General features: G+C 69.1%; 16 protein-coding genes. 13 read left to right on the forward strand and 3 right to left on the reverse strand.

The genetic code is table 11. The features are described 5' to 3' along the window. Positions 1-173 precede the first annotated feature (173 nt). Complete coding sequence (aceB, locus tag I8N68_RS14160; RefSeq protein ID WP_200210421.1) at positions 174-1,775, forward strand: malate synthase A; 1,602 nt, start codon at positions 174-176, stop codon at positions 1,773-1,775. A gap of 124 nt (positions 1,776-1,899) precedes the next feature. Here aceB and I8N68_RS14165 read toward each other — a convergent pair whose 3' ends face one another. Together I8N68_RS14165 and I8N68_RS14170 are read right to left on the reverse strand one after the other, a co-directional pair. Next, positions 1,900-4,830 carry an FAD-binding and (Fe-S)-binding domain-containing protein gene (locus I8N68_RS14165; protein WP_200210422.1) on the reverse strand — a complete coding sequence of 977 codons (2,931 nt, stop codon included), beginning with the start codon at positions 4,828-4,830 and terminating at the stop codon, positions 1,900-1,902. Positions 4,831-4,879: 49 nt separating this feature from the next. Continuing rightward, the gene (locus tag I8N68_RS14170; protein WP_200210423.1) at positions 4,880-6,043 is read right to left on the reverse strand and encodes a pyridoxal-phosphate-dependent aminotransferase family protein; all 1,164 of its coding nucleotides are present in this window, start codon (positions 6,041-6,043) and stop codon (positions 4,880-4,882) included. Between the two features lie 458 nt (positions 6,044-6,501). Here I8N68_RS14170 and I8N68_RS14175 point away from each other — a divergent pair, with 458 nt between their 5' ends. The 12 genes from I8N68_RS14175 to I8N68_RS14230 all read left to right on the forward strand — a co-directional run bounded on the left by I8N68_RS14175 (position 6,502) and on the right by I8N68_RS14230 (position 18,198). Next, entirely contained in the window at positions 6,502-8,025 is a 1,524-nt protein-coding gene (locus tag I8N68_RS14175) for an SLC13 family permease (protein WP_200210424.1), read from the forward strand. Between the two features lie 144 nt (positions 8,026-8,169). Continuing rightward, positions 8,170-8,925 carry a 2-keto-4-pentenoate hydratase gene (locus I8N68_RS14180; RefSeq protein WP_200210425.1) on the forward strand — a complete coding sequence of 252 codons (756 nt, stop codon included), beginning with the start codon at positions 8,170-8,172 and terminating at the stop codon, positions 8,923-8,925. A gap of 558 nt (positions 8,926-9,483) precedes the next feature. After that, on the forward strand, positions 9,484-10,803 hold the full coding sequence (locus tag I8N68_RS14185) for an MFS transporter (RefSeq protein WP_267909581.1): 1,320 nt from the start codon (positions 9,484-9,486) through the stop codon (positions 10,801-10,803). A 7-nt stretch (positions 10,804-10,810) separates the two neighbouring features. Then, positions 10,811-11,629 (forward strand): N-acyl homoserine lactonase family protein, encoded by an 819-nt coding sequence (locus tag I8N68_RS14190; RefSeq protein WP_307812824.1) that lies wholly within the window; start codon positions 10,811-10,813, stop codon positions 11,627-11,629. 52 nt (positions 11,630-11,681) lie between these two features. Continuing rightward, entirely contained in the window at positions 11,682-12,551 is an 870-nt protein-coding gene (locus tag I8N68_RS14195; protein WP_307812825.1) for an SDR family NAD(P)-dependent oxidoreductase, read from the forward strand. Further along, complete coding sequence (locus tag I8N68_RS14200; RefSeq protein WP_307812826.1) at positions 12,548-13,453, forward strand: NAD(P)-dependent oxidoreductase; 906 nt, start codon at positions 12,548-12,550, stop codon at positions 13,451-13,453. The genes I8N68_RS14195 and I8N68_RS14200 overlap by 4 nt, the downstream gene beginning before the upstream one ends. Next, positions 13,450-13,854 (forward strand): cupin domain-containing protein, encoded by a 405-nt coding sequence (locus tag I8N68_RS14205; protein WP_200210427.1) that lies wholly within the window; start codon positions 13,450-13,452, stop codon positions 13,852-13,854. The genes I8N68_RS14200 and I8N68_RS14205 overlap by 4 nt, the downstream gene beginning before the upstream one ends. Before the next feature lie 14 nt (positions 13,855-13,868). Then, positions 13,869-14,267 carry a 4-carboxymuconolactone decarboxylase gene (gene pcaC, locus I8N68_RS14210; RefSeq protein ID WP_200210428.1) on the forward strand — a complete coding sequence of 133 codons (399 nt, stop codon included), beginning with the start codon at positions 13,869-13,871 and terminating at the stop codon, positions 14,265-14,267. After that, complete coding sequence (locus tag I8N68_RS14215) at positions 14,257-15,156, forward strand: NAD(P)-dependent oxidoreductase (protein ID WP_200210429.1); 900 nt, start codon at positions 14,257-14,259, stop codon at positions 15,154-15,156. The genes pcaC and I8N68_RS14215 overlap by 11 nt, the downstream gene beginning before the upstream one ends. Positions 15,157-15,196: 40 nt before the next feature. Continuing rightward, positions 15,197-15,877, forward strand: coding sequence for a GntR family transcriptional regulator (locus I8N68_RS14220; RefSeq protein WP_200210430.1), 681 nt, complete (start codon positions 15,197-15,199; stop codon positions 15,875-15,877). A 69-nt stretch (positions 15,878-15,946) separates the two neighbouring features. After that, on the forward strand, positions 15,947-16,708 hold the full coding sequence (locus tag I8N68_RS14225; protein WP_200210431.1) for a carboxymuconolactone decarboxylase family protein: 762 nt from the start codon (positions 15,947-15,949) through the stop codon (positions 16,706-16,708). Next, positions 16,705-18,198 carry an NAD-dependent succinate-semialdehyde dehydrogenase gene (locus I8N68_RS14230; protein WP_200210432.1) on the forward strand — a complete coding sequence of 498 codons (1,494 nt, stop codon included), beginning with the start codon at positions 16,705-16,707 and terminating at the stop codon, positions 18,196-18,198. Before I8N68_RS14225 ends, I8N68_RS14230 begins: the two co-directional genes overlap by 4 nt. A gap of 214 nt (positions 18,199-18,412) precedes the next feature. Here the strand turns inward: I8N68_RS14230 and I8N68_RS14235 are convergent, their stop codons facing one another. Continuing rightward, positions 18,413-19,405, reverse strand: coding sequence for a TIGR03842 family LLM class F420-dependent oxidoreductase (locus I8N68_RS14235; RefSeq protein ID WP_200210433.1), 993 nt, complete (start codon positions 19,403-19,405; stop codon positions 18,413-18,415). Position 19,406: the final 1 nt, after the last annotated feature.

A 19,406-nucleotide genomic window follows, 5' to 3' on the forward strand; every position in this document is an offset into this window, starting at 1 on the left:
GTCTATCCGGCGTGACCGGGGCTCCTCCGCGCGACCCTCCCCTTGACTTCCGTAAAGCGGAAATTATTATCCACAATGATGAAGGGCGCGGATCGGCGCCCGGCGGGGTCGGCTCGTGCCGCGCCGAAGACTTCGGCCAGATCGGCCGCGGGAGACAGGAGAAGGTGATCCGGATGCCCGAGATCGACGTGACCGGCGGCCCGATTGCGCGCGGCGACGAGATTCTCACCCCCGAGGCACTGGCCTTCGTCGCAGAGCTGCAGGAGCTGTTCGGCGCCCCCCGCGACGAGTTGCTCGACCTGCGCCGCCAGCGCCGGGACGCCGTCGCCCGCAGCCACCGGTTCGACTTCCTGCCCGAGACGCGGGAGGTGCGGGAGACCGCGTGGACCGTCGCTCCAGCCCCTGACGACCTGCGGGACCGGCGGGTGGAGATCACCGGACCGACCGAGCGCAAGATGACGATCAACGCCCTCAACTCCGGCGCCCGGGTCTGGCTCGCCGATCTCGAGGATGCGAACACGCCCCACTGGGGCAACGTCGTGGGCGGGCAGATCAACCTGTACGACGCGGTGCGCCGGACGATCTCCTTCGCCTCCCCGGACGGCCGGGAGTACGCGCTGCGCGAGGACGAGCGACTCGCGACGATCGTGGTGCGACCGCGCGGCTGGCACTTCGACGAGAGCCATCTGCTCGTCGACGGCAGGCCGGTCGTGGGCGCCCTGGTCGACTTCGGCCTGTACTTCTTCCACAACGCCGAGGAACTCCTGCGCCGGGGCAGTGGCCCGTACTTCTACCTGCCGAAGATGGAGAGCCACCTCGAGGCGCGGCTGTGGAACGAGGTGTTCACCTTCGCGCAGCAGCGGCTCGGCCTCGCCCACGGCACGATCCGGGCGACCGTGCTGATCGAGACGATGCCGGCGGCGTTCGAGATGGAGGAGATCCTCTACGAGCTGCGGGAGCACGCGTCGGGCCTCAACGCCGGCCGGTGGGACTACCTGTTCAGCATCATCAAGTACTTCCGCGACTCCGGCGCCGACTTCGTGCTGCCGGACCGGAACTCGGTGACGATGACGGCCCCCTTCATGCGCGCCTACACCGAGCTGCTGGTGCGCACCTGCCACAAGCGCGGGGCGTTCGCGATCGGCGGGATGGCGGCCTTCATCCCCAGCCGACGTGATCCGCAGGTCAACCAGCTGGCGCTGGCGAAAGTCCGCGAGGACAAGGAGCGGGAGGCCGGGGACGGCTTCGACGGTTCGTGGGTCGCGCACCCCGACCTGGTGCCCATCTGCCAGGAGGTCTTCGACCGGGTGCTCGGTGGCCGGCAGAACCAGCTCGACCGGCTGCGCGAGGAGGTCTCGGTCACCGCGGACCAGTTGCTCGACGTGCGAAGCACCCCCGGCGCCGTCACCGAGGCCGGGCTGCGCAACAACATCAGCGTCGCGGTGCAGTACCTCGCCTCGTGGTTGGCCGGCAACGGTGCGGTGGCCATCAACAATTTGATGGAGGACGCGGCGACCGCCGAGATCGCCCGGTCGCAGATCTGGCAGTGGGTGCACAACGACGTCGAGCTCGACACCGGTACGACCGTCACGGGCGAGCTCGTCGAGCGCATCCTCGACGAGGAGCTGGCCAAGATCTGCGACGCCCTGGGGAAGGAGCAGTTCGACGAGGAGCGGTTCGCCCAGGCCCGGAAGCTGGTCCTCGAGGTCGCTCTGGCCGACGACTACGCCGACTTCCTCACCCTTCCCGCGTATCAGGTTTCCTCCGAGAAGTAAGCATGAGCAGCAGCTGAACCCCGGCGGGGCTGCGACAGCAGCGCCGCCGGGGCCGCACCGGGAACGCGCCATTGCGCCCATCCTCCGGTCATCGGCCGGCACCTGGGTCAGCGGCTGCCGATGGTCAGCTCGCGGCCAACGACTGGCGGACCAGCTCGAGTGGATGCCGGGCGACCCGCTGCGTGCCGTGCCGGATCTGCTGACGGCAGGACACGCCGGTGGCAGCCACCACGGTGTCGGCCGGCTCCGCCCGGACGGCCGGAAAGAGCCGGTCGTTGCCCACCGCCATCGACAGCTCGTAGTGCTCGGACTCGAACCCGAACGAACCCGCCATCCCGCAGCATCCGGCGTCCAGCTCGACCACCTCGACGCCGGGAATGCGGCGCAGCAACGCCACGGTGGCGGCCGTACCGACCTCGGCCTTCTGATGGCAGTGCCCGTGGTAGAGGATGCGTCGGCCGGACAGCTCCGACTCGGCGAGCCGCAGCCGGCCGGAGTCGATGGCCTCGACCAGCAGTTCCTCGACCTGACGCACCCGGCCGGAGACATCCCGCACGTCAGGGTCGTCGGGAAGCAGTTGCCGGTGTTCGTCGCGCAGGGTCAGGATGCACGAGGGCTCGCACCCGACGATCGGAGATCCGGGCGTCGACGAGCGGACCAACCTTCTGGCCAGCGACCCTGCCTTCCTTCTGGCGTCGTCGAGCAGGCCCTTGGAGAAGCTGGCGCGACCGCAACATCCCCCGCTCTCCAGCCGGACCGTCCAGCCGGCGGCTTCCAGCAGCTCCACCGCTGCCCGACCGATTCCCGGCTCCGTGAAGGTGGTGAAGGAGTCGGCGAGCAGGGTCACCTCGCCCAGCAGTGCCGTCCCGTCCACCGAGCGGGCGTGGCGGCGGAACCAGCGGACGAGGTTGCGCCGTTGGAAGGCGGGCAGCGGACGGTTCGGCGTGATGCCGGCGGCTCGGTCCATCAGCCCGCGCAGCGGCCGGACACGGCCGGGCAGGTTGGACAGCGGCGCCACGGCCGAGCCAAGGCGGTTGAGCAGCCGGATGGCGCCGAAGAGCCGCGAGCGCAGCGGTACGCCGTGGACGTCGTGGTGATGTGCGAGGGCCTCGGCCTTGAGCGACGCCATGTCCACCCCGAGCGGACACTCGCTCTTGCACGCCTTGCACATCAGGCACAGGTCGAGGATCTCGTGCAGCCGCTCGTCACCGAGCGCCGCCGCGGGGTCCGGCTCGGAGAGCGCCTTGACCAGTGCGTTCGCCCGTCCCCGGGTGGCGTGCTCCTCCTGCCGCGTCGCCATGTACGACGGACACATGGCACCGGTCTCGCTCTTGCGGCACAGCCCGATGTTCATGCACCGGTCCGCGGCCCCCCGCATGCCCCCGACAACGTCGAAGGTCAACCGCGTCCTGATCGGCGGCGCCGCGGGGAGCGCGGCGTCACGCAGGTTCTCGGTCATCGACGGGGCGTCGACGATCTTGCCCGGGTTCATGAGATTCTCCGGGTCGAAGATGCCCTTGACGGTTTGCATCGCCTCGTACAGCTCTTCGCCGAAGATCTCCCGGTTGAACTCGCTGCGAACCAGGCCGTCGCCGTGCTCGCTGGAGTTGACCCCGCCGTACTCCCGGACAAGATCCTTGATCTCCTCCGCGACCGCGCGCATCGCACGGACCTGCTCGGGTCTGCTGACGTCCACGAACGGCCGGATGTGCAGGCAACCGACCGAGCAGTGCCCGTAGAAGCCGGCTTGGAGGCCGTGTCGGTCGAGTACCTCGCGGAAGCGTCTGGTGTAGTCGGCGAGGTGCTTTGGGTCGACCGCGGTGTCCTCGACGAACGCGAGCGGACGTCGGGTCCCGCTGCCGGCGGCCATCAGCAGGCCGAGGCTGGACTTGCGCACCTTGAGCAACGGGGCCTGCTGCTGGGCCGTCTCGGCGCGCAGCGTGTGATACCCGTGGCCATGCCTGCTCCACAGCGCGGCCAGGCGATCGAGCTGACCGACGAGTTGGCGCTCGTCGTCCCCGCTGAAGGAGACGAAGAGCAGCGCCTCGGGGTCGCCTTCGAGGGTCCGCCCGAGGTCGGCGTACTCGATCTTCTGTCGGGACAGGTCGAGGATGGTGCGGTCCATCATCTCGACCGCCGCCGGGTCGCAGGCCAGGGCGTCCTCGGTCGCCTCGATGGCGCCGAGGACCGACGTGAAGTGGCCGACCGCGATCACCGTCCGGCGTGGCTTGGGCACGAGGTCCACGAGGGCCTCGGTCGCGATCACGAGGGTTCCCTCCGACCCGACGACGAACGGGGCGAGGTTGAACGACGGGTCGCCGGCGAGCCGGTCCAGGCGGTAGCCGCAGGCCCGTCGCCAGTACGCCGGGAAGTCCTTCGAGATGGCGCCCGCATACGTCTCCAGCAGGTGCGGCAACTGCCGGTAGAGGCTCCCCTCCAGCGTCCGCAGGGCGGCGCGACGGGTCCGCTCCGCCGGATCCAGCGGGGCGAAGCGGGCCCGGGAGGCGTCGGCGAGCACGACGTCGAGTTCGCGGATGTGATCGATCGTCATCCCGTAGCGGACGGACCCGCTGCCGGCGGAGTTGTTGCCGAGCATCCCACCGATGGTCGCGCGGTTGCTGGTGGACGTGTCCGGGCCGAACGTCAGGTCGTGCGCGGCGGCCGCACGGTTGAGCTGGTCCTGCACGACTCCGGGTTGCACCCGGGCCAGCCGGGCGTCCGCGTCGATGTCCAGGATGCGGTGCATGTGCCGGGACAGGTCGAGCACCAGGCCGGGGCCGATCGTCTGCCCGGCGAGGCTCGTGCCACCGCCGCGCGGGACCACCGGTACGCCGTACCTCCCGGCCAGTGAGACGGCGGCCGCGACGTCGTCCGCGTGCCGCGGGAATACCACGCCGATCGGTTGGATCGCGTACATGCTCGCGTCCCGGGAGAACAGGTGGCGGGTGTACGCGTCGAAGCCGGTCTCGCCGTCGAGGGCGCGCTCGAGGTCCCGGGCAAGGTCCCGGCCGGGCTCCTCGACGTCCCGGTCGACGCGATCGTCACTGATGGTCATGCTTACTGGCCTCCTCTGTGGACCGGACGAGGGCGAGATCCGGGGCGGCTCAGGGGCGTTGCAGGCGGTCGAGGGCCGCGTTGATCCCGGTGGTGTCGATCGGAACCCCGGCGGCGACGAGGCCCAGCTGGACACCGGCGAGGGTGCCCGCGAGCATCAGGTCGTTGAAGTCACCCAGATGGCCGATCCGGAAGATCCGTCCGGCGAGCTTGCCGAGACCGGCGCCCAGCGACATGTTGTACCGGTCCAGGATGACGGCACGGATCTTGTCGGCGTCGTACCCGTCGGGGACGACGACGCCGGTCAGCGATCCCGAATGCTCGCGCTCGTCCGCGCAGAGCACCTCGAGGCCCCAGCCGCGGACCGCCAGTCGGGTCGCCTCGGCGTGCCGCTGGTGGCGGGCGTACACGTTGGCCAGGCCTTCCTCGTCGAGCATGCGCAGCGCCTCCCGCAGCCCGTAGAGCAGGTTGGTGGCCGGCGTGTAGGGGAAGAAGCCGCGCTTGTTGGCCTCGATGATCGGCTGCCAGTCCCAGAACGACCGGTGCAGCCGCCCGCTCTTCGACGCGTCCAGTGCCTTCTGGCTGACCGCGTTGAAGCTGAGCCCGGGCGGCAGCATCAGCCCCTTCTGGGAGCCGGCCACCGTGACGTCGACGCCCCACGCGTCGTGCTGGTACTCGATGGATCCCAGCGACGAGATGGTGTCGACGAGCAGCAGTGCCGGGTGGCCGGTCGAGTCGATCGCCTTCCGCACCTCGGCGACCCGGCTCGTCACGCCGGTCGAGGTCTCGTTGTGTACGACCAGGACGGCCTTGATGCGGTGGCCGGTGTCGTCGCGCAGCTTGTCGGCGACCGTCTGCGGGTCGACGCCGTGCCGCCAGTCGCCGGGCACGAGGTCGACCTCGAGGTCGAGTCTGCGCGCCATCTCCTGCCACAACGTCGCGAAGTGGCCCGTCTCGAAGCACACCACGCGGTCCCCGGGGCTGAGGGTGTTGACCAGGGCAGCCTCCCAGGCGCCGGTGCCCGACGCCGGATAGATGACGACGGGCTGCGTGGTGCCGAAGACCGGCTTGACGGCCTCGAGCACCTCCAGTGCGAGCTCGGCGAACTGGGGGCCGCGGTGGTCGATGGTGGGCGCGGCCATGGCGCGTAGCACCCGGTCCGGCGTGTTGGTGGGGCCCGGGATCTGGAGGAAGTGACGGCCGGTGGGGGTCATACCGAGGCTGCCTCTCAGGTAACAAAGTCCGCCATGCGGAAGTTGTCTACCGCATAACGGAGACCGTATCAACGAACGGCCGGGAGAGCGCAAGCATCCGACCGTCCGGCGGACCGCCGCGGTCTGTCCCGGCTGGACGGTTCACGGGCCGACCGGTCGGTGGTCTTGACGGTCGATGTGACATAGCACATACTCCCGAGAACGAAATTTGATTTTCGCATTGCGGAAACAGGTCCGTGTTATGCGGTCCGTGCCGCGGCGGGTGCAGCCCCCGGTTCCCGCCACTGGTACGCGTCCGTCCAGATGTCGTCTCCGCCCGTCCAAGCGGGACGGACATCTGCCAGCTCGATTCCGAGGGAGGCAGACGGCACACCGCCGGAAGAAGACCGAGTTGCCGGCTGGCACGGCTCCTGCCCCACCATCCCGCTGACCTCCGACCCCTCACCCGGGAGGCTCCCATGTCGGTAGAGCTCGTCTCGATCCTCGTCCTAGCCCTCATCTTCGTGATAGCCACGATCCGACCGGTGAACCTCGGCGCGCTCGCGATCGTCGCCGCCTTCATCGTCGGCATCTCTGTCCTCGACGGAGAGGACCTCGGCGAGAAGACCGATGCCGTCTTCGCCGGTTTCCCTGGTGATCTGTTCGTCATCCTCGTCGGCGTCACGTACCTGTTCGCCATCGCGAAGGCCAACGGCACGGTCGACTGGCTCATCCAGACCGCGGTCCGACTGGTCGGCGGCCGGGTCGGCCTGATCCCGTGGATCATGTTCCTGGTGACCGCCTGCCTCACCGCGATCGGGGCCGTGGTCCCGGCGGCGGTGGCGATCATCGCCCCGATCGGCTTGGGCTTCGCGAGGCGGTACAAGATCAACCCGCTCATGATGGGCCTGCTGATCATCAACGGGGCCAGTGCCGGCGGCTTCTCGCCGATCAGCATCTTCGGCAGCATCACCAACGGTGTGGTCGAGAAGGCGGGGCTGCCGGGCAACCCGACCCTGCTCTTCCTGGCCTCGTTCCTCGTCAACCTCGCCATCAGCCTGGTCGCGTACTTCATGTGGGGCGGCCGCGAACTGCTCACCCGCCGGGCCCTCGACACCGGCACCGGCACCATCGACGAAGCGGACCTGGTCAGCGCCACCCGCACCGGTACGACGAGGGACCGGCGCGCGGAGCCGGCCTCCGACCCCGCCACGGAGGGAGCCTCGGACTCCGGCGTCAGCCTCGCCGACGAAGACGCTGCCGGCGCCCGTCCGGCCGGCGGCGCCGTCGCGGTCGCCGCGGGGTCGGCCCCTTCGCCCGTGCCCGCCCAGGCGACCAGGTCGTCGGGTGGAGCCGCCACCACCACCACGACCGTGCCGGCCGAGGCGGAGGCGCCGCTCAGGCTGGACCGGGACCGGATCATGACGGTGATCGGGCTGCTGGGCCTCGCCGTCGCCGCGCTCTTCTTCGACCTCAACGTCGGCATGGTCGCCGTCACCGTGGCCGCGATCCTCACCCTGCTCTCACCGGAGTCGGCCAAGAACGCCGTCAACCACGTCGCCTGGCCCACCGTGCTGCTCGTCTGCGGCATCGTCATGTACGTCGGCGTCATGCAGAGCATCGGCACGATCGACTGGCTCGGTCAGGAGGTCGCCACCATCGGTGCCCCGTTGATGGCCGCACTCGTCATCTGCTTCATCGGCGGTGCCGTGTCCGCGTTCGCCTCGACGACCGGCATCCTCGGCGCCCTGATTCCGCTCGCCGTACCGTTCCTGACCGGCAGCAACGCCGTCGGGGCGGTCGGACTGATCACCGCTCTGGCGCTTTCGTCGTCCATCGTCGACTCGAGCCCGTACTCGACGAGCGGTGCGCTCACCGTCGCCAACGCGACCGACGAACAGCGGGAGTACGTCTACAAGGGCCTCATGCGCTGGGGCTTCAGCATGGTGGTGGTCATCCCCATCGTCACGTGGCTCATCTTCGTCGTGCCCGGCTGGCTTTGATCCGCACCCGGCGCAACTCGGCGATCTGCCGACGGCCGGCCTGACGGGGCAGCGGGGAGGGACGGGCGGTCCGTCCCTCCCCGCTCCCGATGCCGGCCGAGGGCGGTGAAAGCCGGTCGCCGCAGACCCGACGAAGGACTCGACGTGTACGACGAGCAACTGGTGAGGGCCTTTGCCGAGGCGAGACTGAACGGCGGTGCCGGCCCCGGCGCGACCGCCGCCACTCAGGACGTCTACGAGGCACTGGGCCTGCAGCTGGCCGTGCTCGACCGGCTGGTGGCCGCAGGCGAGCGACTGGCCGGCTGGAAGGTGGGACTCACCTCCGGCCCACGTCGAGATGTGATGGGGAAGGGCTTCCGGCCGTTCGGTTATCTCCTGCAGAGCCGTACGCTCTCCTCCGGGGACGTGCTCGGGCATGACCGGATCAGGTCGTGCTACCTGGAGCCGGAGCTGTGCCTCGTGCTCGGCGCGCCGTTGCGCGGCGACCACATCGATTCGGCGGCCGCGAGGTCCGCCGTGCGGGCGGTCGCGCCGGCGTTCGAACTGAACGAACGCCGGCTGAGTGCGCAGGCGGACGACCCGACAACCATTGCCGACGGCCTGGGCAACTGGGGCATCGTGGTCGGCCCGGAGGCGCCCGTGCGGTCCGCCCTCACCGCGACCACGGTCGGACTGTGGCGCGACGACGCCCTGGTCGCCACCCGGACCCCCGGTGATGCCATGGACGACCCGTTCCTGTCGCTGTCGCGCCTCTGCGCGCTGCTGCACCGCTACGGCCGCGGGCTCGAAGCCGGCCAACGGGTGATCACGGGATCGTTCTGCAACCAGAGCGCGCATGGTCCGGGCACCTGGCGTGCCGTCTTTTCGGGCATCGGAGACGTGACAGTGCGGTTCGCCTGACCCGTCGATCGTGCGGTGCTCAACCATCGCTCTGATCCACGTCCGGCCACGCCATCGGGTCTTCTGCGACCTGCTGATGCCCGGCGGCCGGCGCTGCCTGCTCCGCGGCGACCACGACGGCCAGGGCCTCCGGCATTTCCGCAGCGACCCGACGCGAGCCGACACGCAGGCGACGGCCTCGGGGTCGACGGCGAGTGCGCGATACCGCAGCATTCCTCCTTCGAGGCGAGCCTGCACTCATCGACGAGACGGCCTGGCGGCGAGCCGATCGCCGGTGCCGTACGCGGCCCTCCTGGCCCGGGCCACCGGGCTGGGTTGGTTGCCCGGAGGTCACGGATAGTCACCTGCCGCAGGGACTCGTCACGGGCGTGAGGTGCCACCCGAACAACAGGTGCAGAGAAGGAGTCCCAGGTATTGCCCCGTCCGTAGGATTGTCATACAGTCCGACAAGCGCCTGTGAGGTGCATCTCTGACATGAGGGCGTAACACGGTGTTGTGATGGACGACTAGAAGGAGGCGGCCATGGTGGCGGCGGTGGAGCAGGGCAAGCCACGACGAATGGGACAAGTAGCCCTTGCTGTCGGCATCGGAAATTTCATGGAGTGGTACGACTTCGCGGTCTACGGCTTCTTCGCGGTCGTCATCGGTCAGTTGTTCTTCGTCGGAGACGATCCGGTTGTCGCGCTCCTCGCCTCTCTCGGGGTGTTCGCCGTCGGGTTCTTCTTCCGGCCACTCGGGGGCCTGATCCTGGGACCGATCGGTGACCGGTACGGACGGCGAGTCGCGCTCGCGATCTCGGTCCTGGCGATGGGCGCCGCCACGCTCGTCATCGGATTCCTGCCGACGTACTCGTCGATCGGGATCTGGGCCCCGGTGCTCCTCGTTCTGATGCGCTGTGTCCAGGGTCTGTCCGCCGGCGGTGAATGGACCGGCTCGGCCGCCTATCTCATCGAAGGGGCACCCAAGAACAAGCGGGCGCGGTACGGCAGCCTCATCTCGGCGACCGCCGCGCTGGCCACCCTCGTCGGCAGCATGCTCGCCCTCCTGCTCAACAGCGTCCTGACCGACGCGCAGGTGGAGTCGTTCGGCTGGCGCATTCCGTTCTGGCTCGCCGCGCCGTTGGCCCTGGTGGGCCTGCTCATCCGGCTCCGACTCGACGAGACACCGGTGTTCACCGAGCTGCAGGCGCAGGCGAAGGTGGCGAAGTCCCCGCTCAGCAAGGGCGCGAAGCGCAACCTCAAGGCCATCCTGCTGACGATCGCCTTTGCCGCCGTGCAGGGTCTCGGCTACTACTACCTGGCCACCTACGTGGTCAACCACCTCCAGGTATCCCTGAAGTTGCCCCGCTCCGAGGCGCTGTACCTGGCGGGCGCGGGCCTGCTGATGTACATGTGCATGTGCCCGCTGGCGGGCTGGCTCTCCGACCGGATGGGACGGCGTCGGCTCAACATCATCGGCACAGTCGGCTACGTCCTGCTGCCGGTGCCGGTCTTCGCCATGATCGGGCTCGGCAACCCGGCGCTGACCATCTTCGGCCTGTTCCTGCTCGGTGCGGCGCAGTGCCTGGTGTCGGTGACCACGGTCGTGATGCTCGTCGAGCTGTTCCCCGCGTCCACCCGGTCTTCCAGCAGTGCGATCGGCTTCAACATCGCGCTCGCCTTCATCGCCGGACCGGGTCCGTACATCGGTGCGTGGCTCGCCAGCTCGCTCTCCTCGAGCGTGGCTCCCGCGTTCTACCAGGTGGCGGTTGCTCTCATCGCCTTGGTCGCCGTGGTCAAGTGGCTCCCGGAGAGCTCGAACAACGACCTGTCCGCCGAGGTCGTGAACTGGGATCGGAGCAACGCTGCTTCGGGAGCCGAGCCGGTTCTCGCGAACTGAGCGCGGAGTGAGCAGACAGGGGAAGGTGATGGAGTCGGACACGTACCAGGTGCTCGTCGTCAAGTTCGGCACCCGATCAACGCGCAAGAGCGAGGTGTACCTCAACCACCCGATCTACGGGTGCCCTGACGAAGCCGTGGACATGGACTACTTCTTCTGGGTGGTCCGCAACGAGCATCGTACGGTCGTCATCGACACCGGCTTCTCCCGCAACGGTGGCGAGAAGCGGAGCAGGACATTCCTCGTCGATCCATGGCGAGCGTTCGAAGCGCTCGGCATTCGCGGCGAATCGCGGCCGCCGGTCGTAGTAACCCACGCCCATTACGACCACATCGGCAACTTGGACTACTTCCCGGAATCCGAGGTCGTCCTGACGGAGGCGGAACTCCGCTTCTGGACTGGTGACATGCGGTTCCGTCGGCAGTTCGCCCACTCGGTGGAGTTCAACGAGCTCGACGAACTGGCCAAGGCCCGCGACGAGGGGCGTACGCGCACCTTCAGCGGTCGTCTGGAACTCGCCCCCGGAATCGAACTGCTGGAGGTGGGTGGACACACCCCCGGCCAGTGCGTGCTGCGGGTCAACACCACGGAGGGCACGGTGCTGCTCGCCTCGGACGCGGTGCACTACTTCGAGGAGCTCGAGCGGGACCTGCCCTTCGCCTTCGTCAGTGACCTGCCGGCGATGTACGCGGGGTTCGACCGGATCAAGGAGATGGTGGCCGAGGAGAAGGTCATCCTCATCCCCGGGCACGACCCGAGCACCCTGGAGCGCCTGACAGTCACCGGTGAGGGCCCGCTGGCGGGACTGGTCGGAACGATCGGATGAGGTGGGCTGCCAGGTGAAACCCGGTCATGGTTCGTCAAGACGGGCAGGAGAGGTGAGCGTGGGGACGTCGTCCCGCTTCGGTGGAAAGGTGGCGCTGGTGACCGGCGCCGGCGGCGGCCTGGGCCGGGCTTCGGCGGAGCGCCTGGCGGCCGAGGGCGCCAAGGTGGTCGTGGTCGACATCGACGGCGAGTCGGCCAGGACGGTGGCCGAGTCGCTGCCGACCGAAGCCGTGGCGGTCGCCGCCGACGTCTCCAGCGAGGCTGATGTCGACCGCTACATGAGCGAGGCAGTGGCGGCCTTCGGCCAGGTGGACCTGTTCCACCTCAACGCTGGCATCTTCGGCCGTTTCGCCACCCTGCCCGACGTCACCGTGGAGGACTTCGACCGGGTGTACGCGGTGAACGTCCGCGGACAGTTCCTCGGTGTCCGGGCGGCGTTCCGGCAGTTCCAGCAGCGGCGCACCGTCGGACACATCGTGGTCACCGCGTCGATCGCGAGCCTGGGTGGCAGCGCCGATCTGTTGGCGTACCAGACCTCCAAGCACGCCGTCGTCGGTCTGGTGCGCGGCGCGGCCGTCTACGGCGGTCCCCTCGGCGTCCGGGTCAACGCGGTAGCGCCGGGAATTGTGCCGACCGAGCTCTTCGCGGCGGGTGGGTCGACGGTGGGCGGCAAGAGCGACATGGAACGCCGGGCGTCGACGACACCGCTGCGGCGCGCTGGCCGGCCGGAGGAGATCGCCTCGGTCGTGGCCTTCCTCCTCAGCGACGACGCCTCCTACCTGACCGGTCAGGTCGTCTCGGCCGACGGTGGGGCGTCCTGGCTGAACACGGTCCGGCCGTCCGGCGGTGCGGGCGCCTGGGACACCGGCGTGGTGGACCGGGCGCTGTACGGCAACAACTTCGCGCAAGGGGGACAACAGTGACCGGACAACGAGTGGGCTTCATCGGCCTGGGCAACATGGGTGGGCGCATGACAGGCTGCCTCGTCCGTGACGGCGTGGAGGTGCTCGGGTTCGACACCCGGACGGAGAACGTCACGGGGGCTGGGGCGAAGCTCGCCGAGTCCGCCGCCGACGTCGTCCGCGACGCCGACATCGTCCTGCTGTCGCTGCCCAGCAGCCGGGTGGTCGAAGCGGTCGTGCTGGGCGATGAAGGGGTGCTGCGTGCGGCACGCGAAGGTCAGATCATCGTCGATCTGAGCACCTCCGATCCCGCGTCCACCCGCCGCATCCACGGCCTCCTCGCCGAGCGGGCGGTGCCCTACGTGGATGCCGGCATCTCCGGCGGTGCCGCCGCGGCGGAGAAGGGCGAACTCACCCTCATGGTGGGCGGTGAGCAGGAGGCACTGGACGAGATCCGGCCCGTGCTCGACCACTTCGCGGCGAAGATCTTCTATCTGGGTGGCTCGGGCGCCGGGCACGCGGCGAAGCTGCTGAACAACTTCCTCAACGCGATCGCGCTGTCGGCCACCGCCGAGGTCATGATCGCAGGCAAGAAGGCCGGCCTGGACCTGCAGGTCCTCCTGGACGTGCTCAACTCCAGCTCCGGCGTCAACTTCGCCACCCTCAACCGCTTTCCGAAGATCATTCACGGCGACTACCTCAAGGGCGGCCTGACGAACACCCTGATGCTCAAGGACGTCATGGCCTACACCGACCTCGTCGCGGGACTCGGGGTGGCGAGCCTGCACTCGTCCGGGCCCATGGCGGCGTTCGGTCTGGCCAAGGCCCTGGGGTACGCCGAGGAGATCAGCAACACCGTCGTGGACGCGATCGGCGACGTCTCCGGCGGGATCCGCCTGCACGACCCGAAGGAGTCAGCATGAAGATCACCCGCGCCGCGGAGCAGGCCGGCACCGCCGGCAAGCCCGGCTCGCAGTTCACCGGCGACGTGTGGAATTACCTGACCATGCCGGCGACGGACGGCGTGACCATCAACACCGTGACCTTCTCGCCGTGCGCGCGCACCTACTGGCACAGCCATGAGCACGGGCAGATCCTGCAGGTCGTCGCCGGCCGCGGCCTGATCTGCACCGCCGGCGAGCAGCCCGAGGTGCTCCGGGCGGGGGACACCGTCTGGGTCCCCGCCGGGGAACGCCACTGGCACGGCGCCGCTCCGGACGCCGTCATGACCCATACCGCGATCTCGCTCGGCAAGACCGAGTGGGCCGAAGCGGTGGCCGACGGCGAGTACCCCGCCGCCGGAACCACCTCGGCCCGACAGTGAAGGGAGCAGACAAGATGACGGCGCAGGGCACTCACGAGGAGTCGTACGAGCAGGGGCTCAAGGTGCGACGGGAGGTCCTCGGGGCGGAACACGTCGACCGGTCCCTCGGCAGCGTCAGCGAGTTCTCGCGGCCGATCCAGGAGCTCGTCACCGAGTACTGCTGGGGCGTGGTGTGGTCCAGCGACGGCCTGGAACGCAAGACCCGCAGCCTGCTCAACCTGGCGATGCTGACCGCGCTCAACCGCTCACACGAGCTGGGCGTCCACGTCCGGGGAGCGGTCAACAACGGGGCGACCGAGAAGGAGATCCAGGAGACCCTCATGCAGACCGCGATCTACGTGGGGGTGCCCGCCGCGTTGGAGTCCTTCCGGGTGGCGGAACGGGTCCTGAAGGAGCTGCGCGATGACGAGTGACAACTCGGTGGCCTTCATCGGCCTCGGTGCAATGGGCCTGCCGATGGCGGCGCGGTTGGTGGCGACCGGGGTGGCGGTCCGGGGCTTCGACCTCTCCGAGACCGCTCGGGCCGACCTCACCGCCGCCGGCGGGCAGGCGTTCCCGTCCCCGGCTGAGGCGGTCGTCGGCAGCGACGTCGTGGTCCTCATGCTTCCCGACTCCACCGTCGTCGAAGCCGTCATGGCGCAGATCCGCGGCAGCCTCAAGCCGGCCACCCTGGTGATCGACATGAGTTCCTCGGAGCCGCTGCGCACCCGGCAACTGGCCGACGACCTCCGCACGCGCGAGGGCGTCGACCTCGTCGACGCCCCGGTCTCCGGCGGGGTCAAGGGCGCTCGCTCGGGCACGCTCACCATCATGGTGGGCGGCCAGCCGGGCCAGGTCGACCGGGCGCGCGGTCTCCTGGAGCACCTGGGCGTGGTCAAGCACGCCGGCCCGGTGGGCGCGGGCCACGCCGTCAAGGCCCTGAACAACCTGCTCTCGGCCACCCACCTCTGGGTGACCAGCGAGGCGATGCTCGCCGGCGAGAGGTTCGGTCTCGATCCGAGCGTGATGCTGGAGATCTTCAACGGCTCCAGCGGGCGCAGTGGTTCGACCGAGAACAAGTGGCCCAACTTCATCCTGCCGGGCACCTTCGACTCCGGTTTCGCGCTCCGCCTGATGCTCAAGGACATGCGGATCGCCGCCGATCTCGCTCGTCAGGTCGGCTTGCCCAGCGCGCTCGGCGAGGCGGCGATCGAGCAGTGGGCCCGTGCCGACCAACGGCTGGGCCCGGGCGCCGACCACACCGAGGTCGCCCGCTGTGTCGCTGACCGCAGCAGCCCCGAGCAGCCGGATCAGTCTGACTAGAATATTGTCAGACAATCCTTCGGCAGTTGAAGAGGATCTCATGAGCCTGGCTCAGTCGTGGACATCGGCGGGCGTGCAGCGCACCGCCGCCCCCTTGCGGGCGCAGGTGACGAACGCGGTGCGGCAGGCCATCCTCGACGCCCGCCTACAGCCGGGGCAGCGCCTGGTGGAACGCGAACTGGTGGAGGGCCTCGGCGTTTCCCGGACCACCGTCCGGGAAGCGTTGCGGGAACTCGAGGCGGAGGGACTGATCATCACCATCCCGCAGAAGGGGGCGGTGGTCAGGACCCTGTCGCGATCTGAGGCGGAGGACCTCTACGACGTCCGAGCGGGTCTCGAGTCGCTGATCGTCAACCGGTTCACCCATCGCGCCTGCGAGGACGACGTCCGGCGGCTGCGCGCGGCGTTCGACGTCTTCGCCGAGGTCTCCGCCAGTGCGGCCCCGGTTGGCGAGGTCCTCGCCGCGAAGGACAGGTTCTACTGCGTCCTCATCGCCGGTGCTCGCAGCGACGTGCTGAAGCAACTGCTGGAAGGTATTCAAGGCCAGGTCCAGGTGCTGCGGGCGCGGTCGCTGTCGCGGCCAGGGCGCCGAGCCGGGGCCGTATCGGAGCTGCGGGCGGTGGTGGAGGCGATCGAGGCGAAGGATGCGGAGCGTGCCTCCGCGCTCTGCGCCGACCACGTTCGATCCGCAGCTCAGACCATATTTGCGTCTTTCGAATAAGCTGTGCCGTCCCGCCCGGCGGGCGGCCTGTCCACTCGCGCGACAGCGCGGGCAGAGGAATTGATCATCGTGTCGCTCACTGCTGAACAGGAACAGCTCAAGGCCGCGTTCGTCGACGTTCGAGGCACCTGGGGGCCGATCTGGGAGAGCATCCTCAAGCTCGACCCCGACTTCCTCGCCGCCTACCTGAAGTTCTCCGCCGTCCCGTGGCGCAAGAACCATCTCGACGCCAAGACCAAGGAACTCATCTACATCGCCGTCGACGCGGCGGCGACCCATCTGTACGAGCCCGGCATCCGCCAGCACATTCGGGCCGCCCTCTCCCACGGCGCGACGGCGCAGGAGATCATGGAGGTCATCGAGCTGACGAGCACGCTCGGGATCCACGCCATGAACATCGGTGTGCCGCTGCTGGTTGAGGTCCTCGAAGAGGCCGGCCTGCGCACCGGGCCCGCCGAGCTCACCGAACACCAGGAACGGCTCAAGGCCGAGTTCACGGCCAACCGCGGGTACTGGCACGAGTTCTGGAACGAGATGCTCGAGCTCGACCCCGAGCTGTTCGAGGCGTACACCGAATTCTCCTCCGTGCCGTGGCGGAAGGGCGTCCTGGAGCCCAAGGTCAAGGAGTTCGTCTACATCGCCTTCGACGCCGCCGCGACGCACCTGTACGTGCCCGGCCTCAAGCTGCACATGAAGAACGCGGTCGGCTACGGCGCCACGGCCGGCGAGATCCTCGAGGTCATGGAGATCGCCAGCGTCCTCGGCATCCATGCCGCGACGACGGCCGTGCCGATCCTCTCGGAGGAACTGGCCGCGAAGGGAGCGGAATGAGTCAGGCGAGGCCGGACGGCCCGCAGCTCACCCCGGCCGAGCTGGCGGTGCTCGGCGATGTCCACAAGGACCTCTTCCTTGGCGGCCGCTGGACGAAGGCGTCGAACGGCGCCACCCTGTCCGTGGAGGACCCGGCGATTGGGGTCGTGATCGCCGAGGTGGCCGACGCCACGGCGGCCGACGGCACGCGGGCCCTGGACGCGGCCGTCGCCGCCCAGGTCGACTGGGCGCGGACCCCGCCACGCGAGCGCGGGGAGATTCTGCGCCGGGCGTACGAGGTGATGGTCGACAAGGCCGACCAGTTGGCCCTGCTCATGACCCTGGAGATGGGAAAGCCGCTCAGCGAGTCCCGGTCCGAGGCGCTCTACGCCGCCGAGTTCTTCCGCTGGTTCTCCGAGGAAGCCGTCCGCATCGCGGGCACCTGGGCCACGGCCCCCGATGGGCAGACTCGCTTGTGGACGATGAAACAGCCGGTCGGACCGTGCCTGTTCATCACGCCCTGGAACTTTCCGCTCGCGATGGGCACCCGGAAGATCGGCCCGGCGGTGGCCGCCGGGTGCACGATGATCGTCAAACCGGCCGCCCAGACCCCGCTCAGCATGCTCGCGCTCGCCCAGATCCTGGCGGACGCAGGTCTGCCCGAGGGCGTGCTGTCGGTGCTGCCGACCTCTTCGCCGCAGCAACTCACCGCGCCCCTGATCGCGGACCCGCGGCTGCGCAAGCTCTCCTTCACCGGATCCACGGCCGTCGGCAAGAAGCTCGTGGAGCAGTCGGCACACCAGTTGCTGCGGGTATCGGTCGAACTCGGCGGAAACGCACCGTTCATCGTCTTCGACGACGCGGACCTCGACCACGCGGTCGACGAGGCGATGAAGGCCAAGCTGCGCAACAACGGTGAGGCGTGCACGGCCGCCAACCGGTTCTACGTCCACGAAGCCGTGGCGCGGCCCTTCGCGGACCGGCTCGCGGAGCGCTTCCGCGCTCTGGTCGTCGGCCGTGGCGTGGACGAGTCCGTCATGCTCGGCCCGCTCATCGACCGGGCCGCCGTCAGCAAGGTCGCCGGCCTGGTGGACCGGGCCATCCAGGATGGCGCCAGCGTGGTGACCGGTGGCACCCGCGACGACGGGGTGGGCTACTTCTACCCGCCGACGGTGCTCGCCGACGTGCCGTCCCACAGCATCATCCTGCGGGAGGAGATCTTCGGCCCGGTCGCGCCCATCGCCACGTTCGCCACCGAGGAGGACGTGCTCGCCGAGGTCAACTCGTCGGAGTACGGCCTCGCCTCGTACGTCTTCACCCGCAGCCTCGACCGCGCACTGCGGGTCTGCGAGCGGCTGGACGTGGGCATGGTCGGCCTCAACCGGGGCGTCCTGTCGAACGCCGCCGCGCCCTTCGGCGGCGTGAAGGCCAGCGGGTTCGGTCGCGAGGGCGGCCGGGAAGGCATCGAGGAGTACCTCGACACGAAGTACGTTTCGGTCAACGTCAGCTGATCCGGTCTTCGGCGGCTGCGGCCAGCTCCGTGAACCCCGCTGCGCTCCAGATCCACCTCGGCCGCCGGGCGAGGCGAACCAGTGGCGGTCGCTCGGCTGATCCACGCCCCCGGCCACCCTGCCGGTAGGCCAGACCACCACCGCCGCGTCGGCCACGACTGCGAGTGGCTCCGCCGGCTGCGCCGCTGACCCGTGCAGCGGCGCAGCCGGCGCGTCAGACCTGCGTAATCACGTCCTTGCCGTACGCGGTGAGGGTCTTCTCCTTGTCGTCGTGCATGAGGTAGAGGGCGAAGTTGTGAACCCCGATCTCCTTGAGCTCCTGCAGTCGGTCGACATGCGCCGACTCGGGTCCGACCAGACAGAACCGGTCGACGATCTCGTCGGGTACGAAGTCGGTGGACGGATTGCCGGCGCGACCGTGGTGTGAATAGTCGTAACCCTCGCGGCCCTTGATGTAGTCGGTCAGCGCCTTCGGCACGACTCCGGAGTCGCCGTAGCGGGCGACCAGGTCGGCCACGTGGTTGCCGACCATGCCGCCGAACCAGCGCAGCTGATCCCGTTGGTGCGCAAGATTCGTGCCCACGTAGGCAGGTGCAGCCACACACATGGTGATCGAGTCGGGGTCTCGGCCCGCGGCGATGGCCGCGTCGCGTACCGAGCCGATCGTCCAGCGGGCGATGTCCGGGTCGGCCGTCTGCAGGATGAAGCCGTCGGCCTGCTCGCCGACCAGCCGCAACGCTTTCGGGCCGTAGGCGGCCATCCAGATCTCCAGCTTGCCGTCCCGCACCCATGGAATGCGCACCGGTGTGCCGTGATGCTCGACCTCGTTGCCCTCGGCCAGCTCCTTGATCACATGCATGGCCTCTCTCAGCGTGGCCAGGCTCGCCGGCGGCTGGCCGATGACCCGTCGGGCCGAGTCGCCGCGGCCGATCCCGCACACCGTGCGGTTGCCGAACATGTCGTTGAGGGTGGCGAAGAGCGACGCGGTGACCGACCAGTCCCGGGTGCTCGGGTTGGTCACCATCGGCCCGACGATCAGGTGCTTGGTCGCGGCGAGCACCTGCGAGTAGATGACGAACGGCTCCTGCCACAACACGCAGGAGTCGAACGTCCATCCGTAGCGGAACCCGTTGTCCTCGGCGGCGGTGAGGCCCGCCACGACGTCGCGAGCGGGCGGGTCGGTCTGGAGTACGACACCGAAGTCCACG

It is taken from the genome of Micromonospora coerulea (assembly GCF_016598485.1).
In the GTDB taxonomy this organism is placed as follows: Bacteria; Actinomycetota; Actinomycetes; order Mycobacteriales; family Micromonosporaceae; genus Micromonospora; species Micromonospora coerulea.